General features: G+C 43.8%; 5 protein-coding genes. 1 reads left to right on the forward strand and 4 read right to left on the reverse strand.

Annotation, left to right across the window (positions count from 1 at the left end):
* Positions 1–39: 39 nt before the first annotated feature.
* Positions 40–16608, reverse strand: a complete 16569-nt coding sequence (locus ACAY00_RS08645) for a hypothetical protein (RefSeq protein ID WP_371372499.1) — start codon at positions 16606–16608, stop codon at positions 40–42.
* A 230-nt stretch (positions 16609–16838) separates the two neighbouring features.
* Between ACAY00_RS08645 and ACAY00_RS08650 the strand changes: the two genes are divergently transcribed.
* Positions 16839–18173: a dicarboxylate/amino acid:cation symporter gene (locus tag ACAY00_RS08650; RefSeq protein WP_371372501.1), complete on the forward strand. Its 1335-nt coding sequence runs from the start codon at positions 16839–16841 to the stop codon at positions 18171–18173.
* Between the two features lie 61 nt (positions 18174–18234).
* On the opposite strand, the gene ACAY00_RS08655 is transcribed toward ACAY00_RS08650, so the two are convergent.
* From ACAY00_RS08655 to ACAY00_RS08665, 3 genes are all read right to left on the reverse strand, one after another.
* A complete protein-coding gene (locus ACAY00_RS08655) occupies positions 18235–18885 on the reverse strand; it encodes a thiopurine S-methyltransferase (protein WP_371372503.1) in 651 nt (216 codons plus the stop codon).
* 14 nt (positions 18886–18899) lie between these two features.
* Complete coding sequence (sohB, locus tag ACAY00_RS08660) at positions 18900–19931, reverse strand: protease SohB (protein ID WP_371372505.1); 1032 nt, start codon at positions 19929–19931, stop codon at positions 18900–18902.
* Between the two features lie 116 nt (positions 19932–20047).
* Positions 20048–22429 carry a VolA/Pla-1 family phospholipase gene (locus ACAY00_RS08665; protein ID WP_371372507.1) on the reverse strand — a complete coding sequence of 794 codons (2382 nt, stop codon included), beginning with the start codon at positions 22427–22429 and terminating at the stop codon, positions 20048–20050.
* Positions 22430–22487 lie beyond the last annotated feature (58 nt).

The following is a 22487-nucleotide window of genomic DNA, read 5'->3' on the forward strand; positions in this document are numbered from 1 at the left end:
GCTTCTATTAAGAAGCCTTTTAACTAACTGTCCATTTTTTTAAGGTGTCACTGGTGCTGCCGCTGTTATTTCAACATCAATTCCTTGATAGACAGTACTAATACCACTAGGGCTGACTACTTCTACGATTAACTTACCATTTTTAGGTTCTTCAGAACCGACAATTGATACAGCGAAGATACGCCCACCATTAGTGTTTTCACTTGGCCAAACAAATGAGTCTGGACCTTCTATAGTGCCTGCTGTGGTCGAGAATTTCACTGTCGTACCAAATGGCATTGGTTGACTATTAATGTCAGAAATAAACACACTGGCGCCTGCTGTGCCTTCACCTGTAATATTAACGACTGTATCGCTTGAGTTATCAATCGACTCGTGATCATCTGGCGTTTGATCTGCTGATATGAGGGCTTCACCACTTGCCATTATTAACACAAAAGAGCCGCGAACATTTAAGGACTTGAAATTATCTGTACAATTACCCGTATTATCCGCAGCACACAAACTACCCGTGTATTTCCCATCGGCCGGATCAAACGTACCACTTTTGTTGAAATCGACAAAATCGTCATGCCCATCAGAGGCTATTTCGTCGAACTGGCCATCTTCATCACTATCTAAAAAGGCTTCCGGTAAATCATATGGGGTACCGCTAACATCTTTGCCGGTATAACCGTTCTGACCTTTAAAGGCGTCCACGTCTGCTAAATCAAAACGGCCATTTCCATTTAAATCTGCAAACGATTCTTCACCAATTGCGGTTGCTAAAACAGTCACTCGACCATCTATTGGACGTGGGTTTTGACCAGTCCAAGTGACAACACAACGACCATCTTCTGTCACACATGAAGGTTCGATAACTCCACCTTCGGTGGTGAAATATACCGCTGTGCCATCAGGAACGGGGTTGTTAAATGCATCGCCCAGACGCGCTGTTATTTCTACGGTGGTATCATCAATATTCCAAGCTTCAGCATTATAGTATTCAGCCGACAATGAAAAACTGTCTTGATCTGGAATACCCGTAGAAATAACCAGCATGCTTGATTGAGTCGCTATTCGTGGTGATGAACCTCGGATCTCTGCAGTAACTCGAACTGAAGTTGCAATCGTGCCTGAATTAACCACAGTTTGTACGAAACCATTTTCGTCAGGTTTTGCTGATGGCGGGTCTAGGGTTATACCACCAACATCCGTATTTAGACTAAAATCAACATCGACATCAGTATCTGAAACAGGTTTGCCGTTGGTATCTAAAAGTTGAAATATAACAGTTGATGTTTCATTACCGCCAACACCTTGCAATGATATATTTTCAGGTGTCGCACTAACAAATTGAATGCTGCCAGCACTTGCCGGTTCAATTTTAACGGCCGTTGTTGCGGTTAAATTAATCCCACCAGCATTGGCGCTTACAGTAATTTGATCATCACCAACACAACCGTCGGCTCGATAAGTACTCGATGCTTTTCCAGCTCGGCTTATTACCGGCGAGCTTAATATTGCTTCACCAGAAATCGCACAATTAGAACTGAAGAATACTTCAACTGGCGAGTTATATGGCGTATAGATAGGCTCGCCAGTTATACTGTCTAAAGCCTGCTCTCCTGTTACAGGATCTATTTCAGGAACCAATATATCAACACTTACAGAGGTTGTACCACCGGCTGATATTGTTGCTTCTCCAAGCTCTGCTTGGCCTTTAACAAATGGTGTGCCACTACCCATTTCTAGATTAGTTGCACCGACCACAATCAAGGCTTCACCAAATTCGCCATCTTTTAATCTCGCCGTTATAGTCCCTGCACCTAGTTTATCACCTGCGAAAATATCAATAATCGCTTGATTGTTTTCGTCAGTGATGGCCGTTGGGATAGGGATTTCACCAATGTCACTACTAAAGGTCACAATAACCGGTGAATCAATCCCCTTTACGGTAGCAATAAGTTGCCCAGGGGTGGTTGTATTAATCACTGTAATTTCATCAGTTGTATCTGGTGTTACCATGACCACATCAACAGTTATTTCGGTGGTTTGGTCACCTTTAGTATAGAAACTCACGGCACCTTTGACGTCTTTGCTCGTAGCCGTTAGCACTGATGCACCTTCAACAGCACCCGCTGTTAGAGTAATCGATGCCACACCATCAGTCAGCACACCATCTATTTCAACAGTTTGGGTTAATGCGGTACCAAAAACTGGATCGAGAATACCTAACACAGTTTCAAAGGCAATAACTTCACCATTAATGCCATCACCATTAGCATCCTTCAAAATGGCGATTACTTTTGCAGGTTTAGTTTTGTCAATAGATGACGTTTCATTACCTGCATCGTCAAGAAGCTTCAACTCTAAAGATGTCCCTATTGGCGCGGTATCGACTTCTGCATCGCCTTCTGTTTGAAATGCTAAACTGTCACTAGCCCCTGTTGATAATGTTGCCGTCAACATACCAGCTCCTTTTATCGAGCCAGCGGTGACGGTAATTTCAGCAATACCCTGTTCATTGGTTAAGGCTGTTCCTGAAAATGGATCCAGTTCACCAATTGTTGCAGAAAACTCTACAATCTCGCGTGCAACGGGTAAGCCATTCTCAAAAACCCTAGCTTTAGCCGTTGCTGGACTCTTCGCATCAATATGCGTAACCGGCATGCTAAGAAGGATCTCTTTGCCAATCACTTTTGGAGTATCACCCAAGGTTTCAAAGCTTAAACTGTCGCTTTCACCACTAACTAATTTAGCGCTAACAATACCTGTACCTTTAACGCTACCCGCTTTAAGTGTTATGCTCGCTTCACCTGATGCATTAGTCATAGCTGTCCCGGTGAATGGAAAAAACACACCGATACTGGATGAAAACTCAACTACTTCTCCTGAAATTGGAATGTTAGCAGCGTCTGTTACTTTAAAAATCACTTCAATAGGTTGTGCATCACTAATAGGCTCAAGTGATGATAATCTCATCGCTACAACTTTAGTGTTAGGTACTGAAGGTATAGCTTCAGTTATTTCATAATCAACGTAGGCTGTGGCTTGATTCGTTAACGTTGCGGTAGCGACACCAGCACCGTTTTCAGAACCTGCGAGTAAAGTAATAGTAGCAACCCCCAAATCATCGGTAAGTGCTGTTCCAGAATTTGGTGAGAGCTGACCTAATGTAGAGGCAAAGTTGACCACTTCACCAGCCATTGGCACCGTGTTTTCTGTAACAAGTACCGTTAAGGTTGCTGGTTGAGTAGGCGTAACTGAGGATGATGAAATATGAATTTGTACATCCTTGCCAACAACTTTAGACTCATCGCCTTCTGTTGCAAAACCTATGGTATCAAATTCTTGCGTCGTTAACGTCGCGCGAATTAAACCGGCACCTTTTATTTCACCAGCCGAAATATTAATGGTTGCATAGCCGTTTTCATCGGTTAACGCACTGCCAGACGTCGGATTTATCACACCTAACGAGGTAGAAAAGTTAACGACTTCATAGGGTACACCACCTTGCGAATCAGTGACATATGCAGTAACTGTTGCAGGGTTTTCTGCACTCACATTATAAGAAGAGATGCTCAGTGAAACCGCTTTGTTACCTTCAGCTAATTGATCGCCTAGGGTTTGAAAAGTAACGGATGCCGTCGCACCATTGTCAAGTGTTACGCTCGCAACACCCGCACCCTGAGTAGTACCTGGAGCAAGCTTAATAAACGCAACTCCACTGTCATTGGTTAACGCCGTACCCGACGTTGGGAATAATGAACCAAGGGTTGATGAAAAATTCACTACTTCGCCAGAGGCATTGCCATCACTATCAGTAACCGTTGCTTTTAACGTCGCAACATTGGTTTTGCTAATCGCATTAGTCCCAATTGCTTGCCCCTGTGAATCTATCAACTCTAGCGTAACCGTCTTATCTAAAACAGGGACCACATCACCTTCAGTCTCAAATCCAATCGAGTCAAATTCACCACTGGCAAGCGCTGCGGTAAGAAGTGCTGCACCTTTTACCGTACCCGCTGTTAAAGTAATTTCAGCAATACCACCGTCTTTGGTTAATGCACTACCCGATACTGGGTCGAACACACCTAAGCTGCTTGAGAAGTTAACCACTTCATCGTTAAGACCAGCACCTTTTTCATCGCTCACTTTAACGCGCACAATCGCCTCTTCAGTGGCACTGATGGTGCTGATAAACAAACCGGTGTTCTTACTAACTAAGCCAACAATCTCAATTTGCTTACCCGTAACCGCTGCATTGCCATCGCCTTTTGATGCGAAGTTCACTTGACCTACCGCACCCGATGGGATAACCGCGGTAATCGTACCCGCACCTTCAACGTCTCCTGCGTGTAACTGAATACGTGCTGTACCATCGGAGCCAGTGAGTACGGTACCTGATGATGGCGACAAGAAGCCTAAGTCGGTGGCAAAGGTCACTACTTCATTTACTCTTGGAGTTTCAAAACCATCAACCTTATCGGTTAACTTCACATTTACCCAAATAAACTCTTCACCCGTTACTTCTGTTACAGTAGTTTTTGAAGTATCAACATCTGACTGTTTGGTTAATGTTAATGTCACTTTTGTTGGCTCTGGTCCTGTGACAATGATTTCATCACCTGCGGTTTCAAAACCAATACTGTCGGTAGCAAAGTTGCTTAAGGTTGCAACCACCGTACCCGCACCTTCAATGGTACCTGCACTTAACGTAATTCTGGCTTCACCCGAAATATCGGTTAATGCCGTACCCGAGACTGGACTTAGCAAACCAAGCGATGATGAAAATTCAACCACTTCACCTTTAACGCCATCGCCATTTTCATCAGTCACTTTCGCAACGATGGTAGCGCTGTAATTCGCGTTTATCTTGTTCTTATTGTCATCTGTAATGCTTGGATTGTCTTGTGGTAGCTCAATATCAAGCGCTACTTTGTTACCTTCAACAAGCACAGTATCACCTAAGGTTTCAAACCCTAAGTTATCGGTTTCACCTGAGCGCAATTTCGCGGTAACAATACCCGCACCTTTTACACTACCCGCTTTTAACGTGATGGTCGCAATACCATCTTTATCCGTTAATGCGGTTCCAGTGAATGGGTCTAGAACACCAAGGCTTGCTGAAAACTCAACAACCTCTGCTACGACAGCATCGTCATTTTCATCCGTCACTTTAACCGTGATGGTTGCAAAGTTTGCATCTGAAATGGTATTAGGCGCATCCGCATTAGGCTCTTCAAGAGCCAAACTCATCTCAAGAATTTTACCTTCAGCTAATTGATCGCCTAGGGTTTGAAAAGTAACGGATGCCGTCGCACCATTATCTAAAGTAACAGTCGCAACACCCGCACCCTGAGTAGTACCTGGGGCAAGTTTAATGACTGCAACACCATCTTCGTTCGTTAACGCCGTACCCGATGCTGGAAATAATGAACCTAAGGTTGATGAGAAATTCACTACCTCGCCAGAGGCATTGCCATCACTATCGGTAACGGTTGCGATTAACTTAGCCACATTGGTTTTGCTAATTGCATTAGTCCCAATTGCTTGCCCCTGTGAATCTATCAACTCTAGCGTAACCGTCTTATCTAAAACAGGGACCACATCACCTTCAGTCTCAAATCCAATCGAGTCAAATTCACCACTGGCAAGCGCTGCGGTAAGAAGTGCTGCACCTTTTACCGTACCCGCTGTTAAAGTAATTTCAGCAATACCACCGTCTTTGGTTAATGCACTACCCGATACTGGGTCGAACACACCTAAGCTGCTTGAGAAGTTAACCACTTCATCGTTAAGACCAGCACCTTTTTCATCGCTCACTTTAACGCGCACAATCGCCTCTTCAGTGGCACTGATGGTGCTGATAAACAAACCGGTGTTCTTACTAACTAAGCCAACAATCTCAATTTGCTTACCCGTAACCGCTGCATTGCCATCGCCTTTTGATGCGAAGTTCACTTGACCTACCGCACCCGATGGGATAACCGCGGTAATCGTACCCGCACCTTCAACGTCTCCTGCGTGTAACTGAATACGTGCTGTACCATCGGAGCCAGTGAGTACGGTACCTGATGATGGCGACAAGAAGCCTAAGTCGGTGGCAAAGGTCACTACTTCATTTACTCTTGGAGTTTCAAAACCATCAACCTTATCGGTTAACTTCACATTTACCCAAATAAACTCTTCACCCGTTACTTCTGTTACAGTAGTTTTTGAAGTATCAACATCTGACTGTTTGGTTAATGTTAATGTCACTTTTGTTGGCTCTGGTCCTGTGACAATGATTTCATCACCTGCGGTTTCAAAACCAATACTGTCGGTAGCAAAGTTGCTTAAGGTTGCAACCACCGTACCCGCACCTTCAATGGTACCTGCACTTAACGTAATTCTGGCTTCACCCGAAATATCGGTTAATGCCGTACCCGAGACTGGACTTAGCAAACCAAGCGATGATGAAAATTCAACCACTTCACCTTTAACGCCATCGCCATTTTCATCAGTCACTTTCGCAACGATGGTAGCGCTGTAATTCGCGTTTATCTTGTTCTTATTGTCATCTGTAATGCTTGGATTGTCTTGTGGTAGCTCAATATCAAGCGCTACTTTGTTACCTTCAACAAGCACAGTATCACCTAAGGTTTCAAACCCTAAGTTATCGGTTTCACCTGAGCGCAATTTCGCGGTAACAATACCCGCACCTTTTACACTACCCGCTTTTAACGTGATGGTCGCAATACCATCTTTATCCGTTAATGCGGTTCCAGTGAATGGGTCTAGAACACCAAGGCTTGCTGAAAACTCAACAACCTCTGCTACGACAGCATCGTCATTTTCATCCGTCACTTTAACCGTGATGGTTGCAAAGTTTGCATCTGAAATGGTATTAGGCGCATCCGCATTAGGCTCTTCAAGAGCCAAACTCATCTCAAGAATTTTACCTTCAGCTAATTGATCGCCTAGGGTTTGAAAAGTAACGGATGCCGTCGCACCATTGTCAAGTGTTACGCTCGCAACACCCGCACCCTGAGTAGTACCTGGAGCAAGCTTAATAAACGCAACTCCACTGTCATTGGTTAACGCCGTACCCGACGTTGGGAATAATGAACCAAGGGTTGATGAAAAATTCACTACTTCGCCAGAGGCATTGCCATCACTATCAGTAACCGTTGCTTTTAACGTCGCAACATTGGTTTTGCTAATCGCATTAGTCCCAATTGCTTGCCCCTGTGAATCTATCAACTCTAGCGTAACCGTCTTATCTAAAACAGGGACCACATCACCTTCAGTCTCAAATCCAATCGAGTCAAATTCACCACTGGCAAGCGCTGCGGTAAGAAGTGCTGCACCTTTTACCGTACCCGCTGTTAAAGTAATTTCAGCAATACCACCGTCTTTGGTTAATGCACTACCCGATACTGGGTCGAACACACCTAAGCTGCTTGAGAAGTTAACCACTTCATCGTTAAGACCAGCACCTTTTTCATCGCTCACTTTAACGCGCACAATCGCCTCTTCAGTGGCACTGATGGTGCTGATAAACAAACCGGTGTTCTTACTAACTAAGCCAACAATCTCAATTTGCTTACCCGTAACCGCTGCATTGCCATCGCCTTTTGATGCGAAGTTCACTTGACCTACCGCACCCGATGGGATAACCGCGGTAATCGTACCCGCACCTTCAACGTCTCCTGCGTGTAACTGAATACGTGCTGTACCATCGGAGCCAGTGAGTACGGTACCTGATGATGGCGACAAGAAGCCTAAGTCGGTGGCAAAGGTCACTACTTCATTTACTCTTGGAGTTTCAAAACCATCAACCTTATCGGTTAACTTCACATTTACCCAAATAAACTCTTCACCCGTTACTTCTGTTACAGTAGTTTTTGAAGTATCAACATCTGACTGTTTGGTTAATGTTAATGTCACTTTTGTTGGCTCTGGTCCTGTGACAATGATTTCATCACCTGCGGTTTCAAAACCAATACTGTCGGTAGCAAAGTTGCTTAAGGTTGCAACCACCGTACCCGCACCTTCAATGGTACCTGCACTTAACGTAATTCTGGCTTCACCCGAAATATCGGTTAATGCCGTACCCGAGACTGGACTTAGCAAACCAAGCGATGATGAAAATTCAACCACTTCACCTTTAACGCCATCGCCATTTTCATCAGTCACTTTCGCAACGATGGTAGCGCTGTAATTCGCGTTTATCTTGTTCTTATTGTCATCTGTAATGCTTGGATTGTCTTGTGGTAGCTCAATATCAAGCGCTACTTTGTTACCTTCAACAAGCACAGTATCACCTAAGGTTTCAAACCCTAAGTTATCGGTTTCACCTGAGCGCAATTTCGCGGTAACAATACCCGCACCTTTTACACTACCCGCTTTTAACGTGATGGTCGCAATACCATCTTTATCCGTTAATGCGGTTCCAGTGAATGGGTCTAGAACACCAAGGCTTGCTGAAAACTCAACAACCTCTGCTACGACAGCATCGTCATTTTCATCCGTCACTTTAACCGTGATGGTTGCAAAGTTTGCATCTGAAATGGTATTAGGCGCATCCGCATTAGGCTCTTCAAGAGCCAAACTCATCTCAAGAATTTTACCTTCAGCTAATTGATCGCCTAGGGTTTGAAAAGTAACGGATGCCGTCGCACCATTATCTAAAGTAACAGTCGCAACACCCGCACCCTGAGTAGTACCTGGGGCAAGTTTAATGACTGCAACACCATCTTCGTTCGTTAACGCCGTACCCGATGCTGGAAATAATGAACCTAAGGTTGATGAGAAATTCACTACCTCGCCAGAGGCATTGCCATCACTATCGGTAACGGTTGCGATTAACTTAGCCACATTGGTTTTGCTAATTGCATTAGTCCCAATTGCTTGCCCCTGTGAATCTATCAACTCTAGCGTAACCGTCTTATCTAAAACAGGGACCACATCACCTTCAGTCTCAAATCCAATCGAGTCAAATTCACCACTGGCAAGCGCTGCGGTAAGAAGTGCTGCACCTTTTACCGTACCCGCTGTTAAAGTAATTTCAGCAATACCACCGTCTTTGGTTAATGCACTACCCGATACTGGGTCGAACACACCTAAGCTGCTTGAGAAGTTAACCACTTCATCGTTAAGACCAGCACCTTTTTCATCGCTCACTTTAACGCGCACAATCGCCTCTTCAGTGGCACTGATGGTGCTGATAAACAAACCGGTGTTCTTACTAACTAAGCCAACAATCTCAATTTGCTTACCCGTAACCGCTGCATTGCCATCGCCTTTTGATGCGAAGTTCACTTGACCTACCGCACCCGATGGGATAACCGCGGTAATCGTACCCGCACCTTCAACGTCTCCTGCGTGTAACTGAATACGTGCTGTACCATCGGAGCCAGTGAGTACGGTACCTGATGATGGCGACAAGAAGCCTAAGTCGGTGGCAAAGGTCACTACTTCATTTACTCTTGGAGTTTCAAAACCATCAACCTTATCGGTTAACTTCACATTTACCCAAATAAACTCTTCACCCGTTACTTCTGTTACAGTAGTTTTTGAAGTATCAACATCTGACTGTTTGGTTAATGTTAATGTCACTTTTGTTGGCTCTGGTCCTGTGACAATGATTTCATCACCTGCGGTTTCAAAACCAATACTGTCGGTAGCAAAGTTGCTTAAGGTTGCAACCACCGTACCCGCACCTTCAATGGTACCTGCACTTAACGTAATTCTGGCTTCACCCGAAATATCGGTTAATGCCGTACCCGAGACTGGACTTAGCAAACCAAGCGATGATGAAAATTCAACCACTTCACCTTTAACGCCATCGCCATTTTCATCAGTCACTTTCGCAACGATGGTAGCGCTGTAATTCGCGTTTATCTTGTTCTTATTGTCATCTGTAATGCTTGGATTGTCTTGTGGTAGCTCAATATCAAGCGCTACTTTGTTACCTTCAACAAGCACAGTATCACCTAAGGTTTCAAACCCTAAGTTATCGGTTTCACCTGAGCGCAATTTCGCGGTAACAATACCCGCACCTTTTACACTACCCGCTTTTAACGTGATGGTCGCAATACCATCTTTATCCGTTAATGCGGTTCCAGTGAATGGGTCTAGAACACCAAGGCTTGCTGAAAACTCAACAACCTCTGCTACGACAGCATCGTCATTTTCATCCGTCACTTTAACCGTGATGGTTGCAAAGTTTGCATCTGAAATGGTATTAGGCGCATCCGCATTAGGCTCTTCAAGAGCCAAACTCATCTCAAGAATTTTACCTTCAGCTAATTGATCGCCTAGGGTTTGAAAAGTAACGGATGCCGTCGCACCATTGTCAAGTGTTACGCTCGCAACACCCGCACCCTGAGTAGTACCTGGAGCAAGCTTAATAAACGCAACTCCACTGTCATTGGTTAACGCCGTACCCGACGTTGGGAATAATGAACCAAGGGTTGATGAAAAATTCACTACTTCGCCAGAGGCATTGCCATCACTATCAGTAACCGTTGCTTTTAACGTCGCAACATTGGTTTTGCTAATCGCATTAGTCCCAATTGCTTGCCCCTGTGAATCTATCAACTCTAGCGTAACCGTCTTATCTAAAACAGGGACCACATCACCTTCAGTCTCAAATCCAATCGAGTCAAATTCACCACTGGCAAGCGCTGCGGTAAGAAGTGCTGCACCTTTTACCGTACCCGCTGTTAAAGTAATTTCAGCAATACCACCGTCTTTGGTTAATGCACTACCCGATACTGGGTCGAACACACCTAAGCTGCTTGAGAAGTTAACCACTTCATCGTTAAGACCAGCACCTTTTTCATCGCTCACTTTAACGCGCACAATCGCCTCTTCAGTGGCACTGATGGTGCTGATAAACAAACCGGTGTTCTTACTAACTAAGCCAACAATCTCAATTTGCTTACCCGTAACCGCTGCATTGCCATCGCCTTTTGATGCGAAGTTCACTTGACCTACCGCACCCGATGGGATAACCGCGGTAATCGTACCCGCACCTTCAACGTCTCCTGCGTGTAACTGAATACGTGCTGTACCATCGGAGCCAGTGAGTACGGTACCTGATGATGGCGACAAGAAGCCTAAGTCGGTGGCAAAGGTCACTACTTCATTTACTCTTGGAGTTTCAAAACCATCAACCTTATCGGTTAACTTCACATTTACCCAAATAAACTCTTCACCCGTTACTTCTGTTACAGTAGTTTTTGAAGTATCAACATCTGACTGTTTGGTTAATGTTAATGTCACTTTTGTTGGCTCTGGTCCTGTGACAATGATTTCATCACCTGCGGTTTCAAAACCAATACTGTCGGTAGCAAAGTTGCTTAAGGTTGCAACCACCGTACCCGCACCTTCAATGGTACCTGCACTTAACGTAATTCTGGCTTCACCCGAAATATCGGTTAATGCCGTACCCGAGACTGGACTTAGCAAACCAAGCGATGATGAAAATTCAACCACTTCACCTTTAACGCCATCGCCATTTTCATCAGTCACTTTCGCAACGATGGTAGCGCTGTAATTCGCGTTTATCTTGTTCTTATTGTCATCTGTAATGCTTGGATTGTCTTGTGGTAGCTCAATATCAAGCGCTACTTTGTTACCTTCAACAAGCACAGTATCACCTAAGGTTTCAAACCCTAAGTTATCGGTTTCACCTGAGCGCAATTTCGCGGTAACAATACCCGCACCTTTTACACTACCCGCTTTTAACGTGATGGTCGCAATACCATCTTTATCCGTTAATGCGGTTCCAGTGAATGGGTCTAGAACACCAAGGCTTGCTGAAAACTCAACAACCTCTGCTACGACAGCATCGTCATTTTCATCCGTCACTTTAACCGTGATGGTTGCAAAGTTTGCATCTGAAATGGTATTAGGCGCATCCGCATTAGGCTCTTCAAGAGCCAAACTCATCTCAAGAATTTTACCTTCAGCTAATTGATCGCCTAGGGTTTGAAAAGTAACGGATGCCGTCGCACCATTATCTAAAGTAACAGTCGCAACACCCGCACCCTGAGTAGTACCTGGGGCAAGTTTAATGACTGCAACACCATCTTCGTTCGTTAACGCCGTACCCGATGCTGGAAATAATGAACCTAAGGTTGATGAGAAATTCACTACCTCGCCAGAGGCATTGCCATCACTATCGGTAACGGTTGCGATTAACTTAGCCACATTGGTTTTGCTAATTGCATTAGTCCCAATTGCTTGCCCCTGTGAATCTATCAACTCTAGCGTAACCGTCTTATCTAAAACAGGGACCACATCACCTTCAGTCTCAAATCCAATCGAGTCAAATTCACCACTGGCAAGCGCTGCGGTAAGAAGTGCTGCACCTTTTACCGTACCCGCTGTTAAAGTAATTTCAGCAATACCACCGTCTTTGGTTAATGCACTACCCGATACTGGGTCGAACACACCTAAGCTGCTTGAGAAGTTAACCACTTCATCGTTAAGACCAGCACCTTTTTCATCGCTCACTTTAACGCGCACAATCGCCTCTTCAGTGGCACTGATGGTGCTGATAAACAAACCGGTGTTCTTACTAACTAAGCCAACAATCTCAATTTGCTTACCCGTAACCGCTGCATTGCCATCGCCTTTTGATGCGAAGTTCACTTGACCTACCGCACCCGATGGGATAACCGCGGTAATCGTACCCGCACCTTCAACGTCTCCTGCGTGTAACTGAATACGTGCTGTACCATCGGAGCCAGTGAGTACGGTACCTGATGATGGCGACAAGAAGCCTAAGTCGGTGGCAAAGGTCACTACTTCATTTACTCTTGGAGTTTCAAAACCATCAACCTTATCGGTTAACTTCACATTTACCCAAATAAACTCTTCACCCGTTACTTCTGTTACAGTAGTTTTTGAAGTATCAACATCTGACTGTTTGGTTAATGTTAATGTCACTTTTGTTGGCTCTGGTCCTGTGACAATGATTTCATCACCTGCGGTTTCAAAACCAATACTGTCGGTAGCAAAGTTGCTTAAGGTTGCAACCACCGTACCCGCACCTTCAATGGTACCTGCACTTAACGTAATTCTGGCTTCACCCGAAATATCGGTTAATGCCGTACCCGAGACTGGACTTAGCAAACCAAGCGATGATGAAAATTCAACCACTTCACCTTTAACGCCATCGCCATTTTCATCAGTCACTTTCGCAACGATGGTAGCGCTGTAATTCGCGTTTATCTTGTTCTTATTGTCATCTGTAATGCTTGGATTGTCTTGTGGTAGCTCAATATCAAGCGCTACTTTGTTACCTTCAACAAGCACAGTATCACCTAAGGTTTCAAACCCTAAGTTATCGGTTTCACCTGAGCGCAATTTCGCGGTAACAATACCCGCACCTTTTACACTACCCGCTTTTAACGTGATGGTCGCAATACCATCTTTATCCGTTAATGCGGTTCCAGTGAATGGGTCTAGAACACCAAGGCTTGCTGAAAACTCAACAACCTCTGCTACGACAGCATCGTCATTTTCATCCGTCACTTTAACCGTGATGGTTGCAAAGTTTGCATCTGAAATGGTATTAGGCGCATCCGCATTAGGCTCTTCAAGAGCCAAACTCATCTCAAGAATTTTACCTTCAGCTAATTGATCACCTAGCGTTTCAAAACCAACCGATGCTGTTGCACCATTGTCAAGTGTTACGCTCGCAATACCCGCACCTTCCGTTGTACCTGCGCCAAGGGTGATCACAGCCACACCGTCTTCGTTTGTTAATGCGGTACCAGAGCCTGGGTTTAATGAACCTAAGGTCGCTGAGAAGTTAACCACTTCACCTGGTACACCAACACCATTTTCATCTGTTACGGTGGCCGTTAACGTTGCAGCATTCGTAGAAGTGATCTTGGCTAACGGGAAGACAGCATCTGGGTCTGTATCATCTGCTGGCGTCGCAATGGTTAATGTGACGCGATTACCCAATACAGGGCGTGCATCACCTTCGGTCGCAAAACCTATCGAGTCAAATTCTCCACTTGCAAGGCTGGCTGTCACAAGACCGGCCCCTTTTACGGTGCCCGCCGTTAAGGTAATGGTTGCTGTACCATTTGCATCAGTCAATGCCGTGCCTGATACAGGATCTAACACACCTAATGTTGAGGAAAAATTAACCACCTCACCAATAACATTTTCAATACCATCGGTGACTTTAACAGTAACAGTGGCTGGATTGTCTGCTGAAATTAGGCTTGTACCATCTTTTGTGGTGTAACTGATATTAACTTGTTTACCAACAACCGTGCCACCATCGCCTAATGATGCAAAGTTGATTTGGCCAATAGCACCCGAAGGAATAGCGGCTGTAATGGTACCCGCGCCTTTGATGTCTCCAGCATTTAGTACAATCCTAGCTTGGCCGCTTGTATCCGTTAACACCGTACCCGATGCTGGTGTTAAAAACCCTAAGTCAGTAGAGAACGTGACCACCTCCCCAACTCGCGGTATACCTGAGTCGGTTAACGTTGCTGTAACAGTGACTGGGTTAAGAGAAGATATTGGGTCGCTTAGGTCAATATTTGGGTTTGAATAAGATAAACTCATCTCTACTTTGGTTGGCTCAGGCCCAGCAACGAAAATTTCATCACCGGCTGTTTCAAAACCAATACTGTCGGTGGCAAAATTGCTTATCGTTGCCACAATGGTGCCAGCACCTTGTATAGTACCTGCACTTAAGGTAATTCTCGCTTCACCGGCAGCATCCGTTAAGGCTGTACCCGACGATGGGTAAAGTAAACCAAGCGATGACGAAAATTCTACCACTTCATTACGAACGGGTTGGTCATTTTCAGTCACCTTAGCGATAATGATAGCGCTGTATTTAGCATTTATTTTATTTGCATCAATAGTAGGATCCGATGGTGTGGCAATACGAAGCTCTACCTTTTTTCCATCTATTACTGGGGCATCCCCTAGAGTTTCAAAACCTAAACTGTCGGTTTCGCCTGAGCTCAATCTGGCTGTAATAATACCTGCACCTTGCGCGATACCCGCTTTAAGTCTGATTTGAGCGACACCTTGGTCATTGGTTAATGCAGTTCCGGTAAACGGATTTAATACACCAAGACTTGAAGAAAAATCAACAACTTCACCTTCTACAGGCTTTTCAATATCGCCCATGGTTTCGGTAACCGTTACGGTGATGATAGCGTCGTTACCATCTTTAATGGTACCGGATTCATCTGAGTTTGGCTGTTCTAGAGCCATACTCATCATAAGTTTCTTACCTTTAGGTGCTTGATCACCTGCCGTTTCAAAACCAACTGATGCTGTCGCATTATTGTCCAAAGTGACTGATGCAACACCCGCACCTGGGACATTTCCAGCCTCAAGCTTGATTATGGCGACACCTTCACTATTCGTTAAAGCAGTACCTGAATTAGGTGATAAAGCACCTAAGGTAGATGCAAAGTTTACAACATCACCTACAACAGGTTGGCTTACTCCGCCTACAACTTGAGTAACCGTTGCTGTTAATGTCGCAGAATTAGCTTCTGATATCGAAATTGTTGAAATGACAAGACTAACGTTTTTACCGATAACATCGTTGGCGTCACCTTCCGTTTTAAACCCTATCGCATCGAACTCACCGCTGGCTAGTGTGGCACTAATAAGCGCTGCGCCTTTTACAGAACCAGCCGTTAAGGTGATTGTTGCAATACCCTCATCATTTGTTAAAGCACTGCCAGATACAGGGTCAAGCAAACCTAGCGTGCTTGAGAAATTAACAACTTCGCCTGCAACAGCACCGTTTTCATCGGTGACTTTAACCGATACAGTCGCTGGATTATCATTGCTAATCTCATTGCGACTTAGACTTATTTTTACTTGCTTACCGGCAACAATGCCACCATCGCCAAGAGTTTCAAAGCTTATTTCACCAAACTCTCCAGTTGATGTTGATGCGGTGATAGTACCAGCACCACGTACATCGCCAGCATTTACTTGAATCGATGCTTGGCCATTACTATCGGTTAAAGCCGTACCCGAAGAAGGTAACAAAAAGCCCATGTTAGAGCTAAAGGTAACAACTTGACCCGCTATAGGACCTTGTAAGTTAGAAACAACGGCTGTAACCGTTGCTGGAGAGTCCGCGGTAATGTTATGGGAGGTCATAGTTAACACTACAGTGGTAGGATTTATTACATTTTGATTTGCACCATCGCCTTTAGTTTCAAAAGTAACTTCAGCACTTTCGCCGGATTCAATTGACGCGGTTGCTTTTGCGGCCCCCTCAACGGTGCCGGCTAACAAACCTATGGTGGCAATACCTTCGCTGTTAGTGAGAGCCGTTCCAGTTTCTACATCTAAAACCCCTAGGCCCGCCGTAAACTGGACAACAACACCAGCAACAGGGTCATCACCTTCAGTTACCGTTGCGGTTAAGGTTGCGGGATTTATCGCTGAAACTTGGGGATTATCAATCGTGAGCTCTATGGTCGTTGTTGGCACTATGGGTGTCGTACCACCATTGCCCCCATTTCCGTCAGGATTCCCACCATCACTAATGGGGTCACCACCACCACAAGCACTCAGAGTTAATAAAAGGATCAGATAGAAAAAGTACTGTAAACGCTTCATAGAAGCTGACTCCCTAGTTGTTATTATAATTTTCTCTCATTTCATCATAACTGATTAATAAATAAAAAGTTAGCCTTCTTTTAAAAAAATATATTATTGTTGAAATCTAGTTACATTACTGGTCAAATTACGGGTATTACAGGGACTTGTTATAATAAGCCCTCCTGCAAACATGTTGCAGTTTGTTAGAACTGCTATTATTAAACAATCAAAATCACAAAGAACATTTTATGAATAAAGAAAATGCAAAAGGCTTAACCCAACGAATTGTTATCGGCATGATAGCCGGGATTTTTCTTGGTCTCATCTTCCAATTTTTCCTCCCTAAGGATGGCGATTTAGTTATTCCACTATACTTATTTGACTTTCATGTCCGCGGTTTTTTTATTGATGGCCTATTTGAAATCGGGGGCAAAATATTCATCAACAGCTTAAAAATGTTGGTGGTACCTTTGGTTTTTGTTTCTCTAGTGTGTGGTACTTGTTCATTAAATGACACCTCAAAGTTAGGTCGAATTGGCGGGCGCTCTATCGGGATTTATCTGATGACCACAGCAATTGCTATTACCTTAGCTATTTTTTCAGCGGTGATCATAGGTCCTGGTGAAGGGGTTAACATGACTGCCGATGTTACCTATGGCGCTAAAGAAGCCCCTTCGCTTACGCAAGTTATTATTGGCATGTTCCCCTCCAACCCATTTAATGCTTTTGTCGAAGGCAATATGCTGCAAGTGATTGTTTTTTCTTTATTGTTTGGTTTAGCGGTAGCTTTAGCTGGAGACGCTGGGGAACGTGTAGCGAAACTGTTTGAAGACTTTAATGAAGTTATCATGCGTTTGGTTGTTATTTTAATGAACCTAGCACCTTATGGTGTATTTTGTTTAATGACCACCTTGTTTACCCAACTTAAATTGGATGACATCCTCAGCTTGCTCGAATATTTCTTCTTAGTATTGGCTGTGCTTTTACTGCATGCCCTTATTACTTACCCAATAATATTAAAAACATTCACCGGATTGAGTCCGGTTATTTTCATTAAGAAAATGCGCACGACGGCGTTGTTTGCCTTTAGTACCGCAAGTTCGAATGCCACCATACCTTCAACATTGAATACCGCTACTCGAAAAATGGGAGTAGATAATTCCATTGCATCATTTACCGTACCTTTAGGTGCCACCATTAATATGGATGGCACGGCGATTATGCAAGGGGTAGCGACGGTGTTTATTGCCCAAGTATTCAATGTTGACCTAACGCTTACCGACTTTTTAATGGTGATATTAACCGCCACTCTAGCGTCTATTGGTACCGCAGGGGTGCCTGGGGTTGGGCTTATCATGCTCGCTATGGTGCTGGCACAAGTTGGTCTACCTGTTGAGGGTATAGGCCTAATCATAGGGGTTGATCGTCTTCTTGATATGGTACGTACAGCGGTCAATGTAACAGGTGACTCAATGACCACCATCATCGTTGGTAAATATGAAGGTCAACTTAATGAGGACACATTTAACAATCTTGAAGTTGATAGCGGTGATGATATTGATTTTCATCATTTGAAAGAATAACCGCCAAAAGCATTAAAAAAAAGGGTTGCGATTTAGCAACCCTTTTTATTTTGTTCGGTGGTTATTTGCGGCTAATAAGGTATAAAGTTTCTTTTAATTGACTGACACTGAGTTGAATTCTGGCAAATTTCTTTCCCGTTAAATCACGCTCTGCCAACTTTTCAATAGTAAAGCCCTGAAACAAAGTCTTAATCTCGTCTTGTTCCACACTAAATGGTGGGCCTTTCATTTGCGTTTGATCAAACTCTAGTGATAACAAAAATACACGAGTGTTGGGCAACATAAAGCTTTTCAGATGCTCTACATACTGTCGACGCATTAATTCAGGCAAAGCAATAATTGCAGCTCGGTCATAAATCCAGTCAACGTTGGGTAAATCTTGCGCGTTTAAGGAAAAGAAGTCACCTTGATACAAAGATAACTGATCTGACTGATAGCGTTTAAACGCCCCCTCTTGTATAACCGAGTATTCAAGTTGATTTTCTTTAAAGAAGTCCAAACATGCAATATCACTGAGTTCATTAGCCACCACGTCTAAATGATTTTTAAAAAATAATAAATCTGATGACTTTCCCGATAAAGGAACTAAAACACAGGTGTCGGTTGGTTTACATAAGGTGGGGAAGTATCGCGCTAACAGCGGATGAAACTCGTCTTGGTGAAAACCAAGACGAGAATGTTGCCAGCAATTAAGCCAAAAGTCATGATCCATCTAACAACAGATCCTTATTTGGGTAAAACTTGGTTTTTCTGCCAAAGTTTGCCCACTAGATTTTCAAGTGACATCGATGCGGCCATTGAAAACTTTTCGGCTAAACCTTTTTTCATATTGTATTTTATCGACAATACCTTGCAATCTTTTGCCGCCGTTTGTAAATAATCGTCACTGGTAGAAATCTCATCAACCAAGCCAAGTTCTTTGGCTTTTAAACCAAACCAATGCTCACCTGTTGCGACCTGATTTATATCCAAACTGTCTCGGTGTTCAGATACAAACTGTTTAAATAGTTGATGGGTCTCTTCCAATTCTTGTTGAAACTTCTCACGAGCCTTGTCGGTGTTTTCACCAAACATGGTAAGGGTTCGCTTATATTCACCCGCGGTCAATTGTTCAAATTCAATATTGCTCTTTTTAAGGAGCTTATGAAAGTTTGGAATTTGTGCCAACACCCCAATCGAGCCAAGAATCGCAAAAGGTGCTGAAATAATTTTATCTGCGACACACGCCATCATATAACCGCCACTTGCAGCAACTTTATCGACCGATACGGTTAACGGGATCTCACGTTTACGAATACGATCCAGTTGTGATGAAGCTAAGCCATAGCCATGGACCATTCCACCACCACTTTCTAGTCGTACCAACACTTCATCATTTTGGTTCGCTACCGATAAAATAGCGCTCACTTCTTCACGTAAACTGTCTACTTCTTTAGCGTCAATAGAACCGTTAAAATCAACAACAAACATGCGTTTTTTCGATTCTTGTCTGCCTTCCTTTTTGGCTTTTGCGTCTTCTTTTTCTTTCTTCTTTAATGCTTTTTCATGCTGCTTCATCTCGTCTTTGTCAAGCAGATGCGCAGTCATGTATTCTTCCGTTTCGCTATATTGTTCCGACAGGTCGTTAATCTCTAGCTCGCCTTTTTTATGTTTTTGTTTTTGGGCTGCACCGGCAACAGAAGCAATGATCACCACAATAGCAACGACAAACGTCATGACTTTGGCAAAGAATAAGCCGTATTCATACAAAAATTCCAAGTAATATCTCCTAAACTTGAATGTTAACTTAATAGCGTGATTTTACACGAATATACCATGGATGCGATAAAAAAAAGGAGGCTCAGCCTCCTTTTACAACACCATGATTTAGTGTTTTATTGCAATACAACTTCTGCATCGTTGACAGGAATAACCGTCGCGCCCGTTGCAAAGTAGGTTGCAATTTGTGCTTGCATTTCTTGGGTAGCACGAGATGTCATCTCTGCATCTGGTGCTTCAGGTCGAGTAGAAGGGTCTAAAACAGAACCATGATGACCTTTTACATACTTAACTGCACCAGAAATTGGCATACCATCTGAAGACATGACTGTCTCACTAACCACAGGGGTACCCAGTAATGTGATTAATGGGCTAGAGCCAGATAAAGGATGCGTAGATACGGTATTAGGCACCACCTGATCGGATAAATTATTCATCCCATCACCAACCACTTCAATAAGGTGCAATGGTGTACCATTGCCGCGAAGTGTTGTTACATAATTAAGCGGATCACCTGCACCGGTTATCGTTTGCGCAGCAAAGGTATATAAACTAAATACGCTATTTAGCTCAGCCAGTTGTACTTCATCTAACATGGCAACAAACTGAGGCCAAATAGCAACCAATTGCATAGGGTCTGCTGCCAACTCACCTAATTGTGCATCGGCAAACGCTTTAAATGCTTCCGATGAACTGTAGGCAAGGTTTGGTTTTATTAGGGCCGAAAACGAAGGTGATTCCATCATAAAATTGGCAATACCTGCACCAGGCATCGCTAACGAACCAGCATGAACTTTAAAGAAAGCATTTGCTGCTCCTAATTTTTCGTTTTCATCGTTGGTTAATGCGAGAAAGTTTACACCCGTTATTGCCCCTAAAGAGTGACCTAAAAAGTGTACCTGAGCTGAATCAATCATCGCACCTTGCGTAAAGTTAAGACCAAGGCGAAACGCCATTAAGTCTGCGGTACTTTGACGCAAGTTATCACGGGTATTGAGTAATGATGCAATATTGATATAAGCAAAAGGGTTTGTGACTGCATCGATATCGTTATTACCGTCCATATCTAAATCGTAACCACGACTGTTATGTAATGGGTGGTCAATGGCGGCAGTAGCAAAACCATTAATTGATAACATACCGGTTATTGCTAGCATATCTTCTTTACGAGAGGTTACACCATGTTGCAGCATTACCACCGGCCAACCATTTTCTGGCATCGTCATTTCAGGCATACCTAATTGCGCACGAACGGCATTAGCCACAGCTAAATCTGGCGTGGTCATTTGCACATCAACGGTTTGCATTTTGGTCATTGCTGGGATGGGATTGAATTTGGTTAGATTGCGCTCGGCGTCAATGCCTAAATCACGAAGTCCAAAGCTCATACATATTGCATCGCTCTGACTTTGAGGTTCAGCTGGTAAATTGGTTGCAAAAGCTAACATAACACCTGAATCACACATTGCCTTCCACGGTACATTGGTAGGCGCAACGGGGTTTTCAGCACTCGGCACACCTAAATAGTTTGGTATGGTCACACTACCGACCATGTAATTGGCACTACCGTATAAACCCATCAATTGTTGATTCATTGGGTCAATCGCGCCTTGTGAAGCCAGAACTTGTGCCACACTTAAACCGCTATCTTGTACTTGTACCATTGGCTTTGCAAACAATGCTTGTTCGGTTAATGATGCTGCCAACAATTGTTTTGTCACCTGCAAAGTATTATCAATTGATTGCGTGGTCATTGCCATGGTGTAGGTAATATCATCCGCATTAACCCCAATCTCTTGGGCTAAATTCTCGTAACTGTTGATAATATTTTGCAAAAGCAATTGTTCAGGGTCAGCTAGTGGTAGAGTATTCACATCTTGTCGCACCAACTCATAAACCTCTGAGCCTAAAATTGGCATACCTTCACTATCTTTTAGCGCTTTGGTTAAGGCCAAAATATAGGTGGTTTTTGCTTTAAGAGGTCGCATTGGAATCACAACTAAGTCATTACCGCGAGCTTGTACAACGTAGTCCTGGCCAAAGATTAATGGTGCAACGGCTTTACAACCAATAGCTGCCGGTACTGACGCACAGTCGGCATCGGTTAAACTTGCGCCCATCACCGCCTCAAACATCACCACAGCACCAGATTCTAAAAGAGATGCGGGATCTAGACTTACCCCTTCAGCAAAATCAAACTGTAAAACAAACGGCTGACTCGTCGACCAGCCATCAAGGGCATTTAGCGCTACTCGTGGATTGGCAAAATCTGTCGGGTCATCTACTCCAAAATTTAGCGTACCATCTTGGGTATCTGAGAAAACTAAATCATTCGGAATAGAAAGTCTTTCCGCTTTTGGGTCAAACACAACCCGAGAATTTGGTAACAGGGTATCAACATTACCCGTATCATTTTGTACATCATTAATCGTTTCATCATCACAGCCAGTTAGGCTGACAGCGCTTGCAACAGCAAGGCCTAACAAAAGTTTTTTCATTTTTTCTCCCCAAAGGACTTCATGTCTGTATCTAATTTATTATTTTTATACAGTAACT

Origin of the sequence: Thalassotalea sp. 273M-4, assembly GCF_041410465.1 — a bacterium.
In the GTDB taxonomy this organism is placed as follows: Bacteria; Pseudomonadota; Gammaproteobacteria; order Enterobacterales; family Alteromonadaceae; genus Thalassotalea_A; species Thalassotalea_A aquiviva.

Excerpts from the sequence above, each read along its gene's own strand:
- ACAY00_RS08665 (WP_371372507.1), bottom strand. The coding sequence starts at position 22,429 with ATGAAAAAACTTTTGTTAGGCCTTGCTGTTGCAAGCGCTGTCAGCCTA.
- ACAY00_RS08650 (WP_371372501.1), top strand. The coding sequence starts at position 16,839 with ATGAATAAAGAAAATGCAAAAGGCTTAACCCAACGAATTGTTATCGGC.
- ACAY00_RS08655 (WP_371372503.1), bottom strand. The coding sequence starts at position 18,885 with ATGGATCATGACTTTTGGCTTAATTGCTGGCAACATTCTCGTCTTGGT.
- ACAY00_RS08645 (WP_371372499.1), bottom strand. The coding sequence starts at position 16,608 with ATGAAGCGTTTACAGTACTTTTTCTATCTGATCCTTTTATTAACTCTG.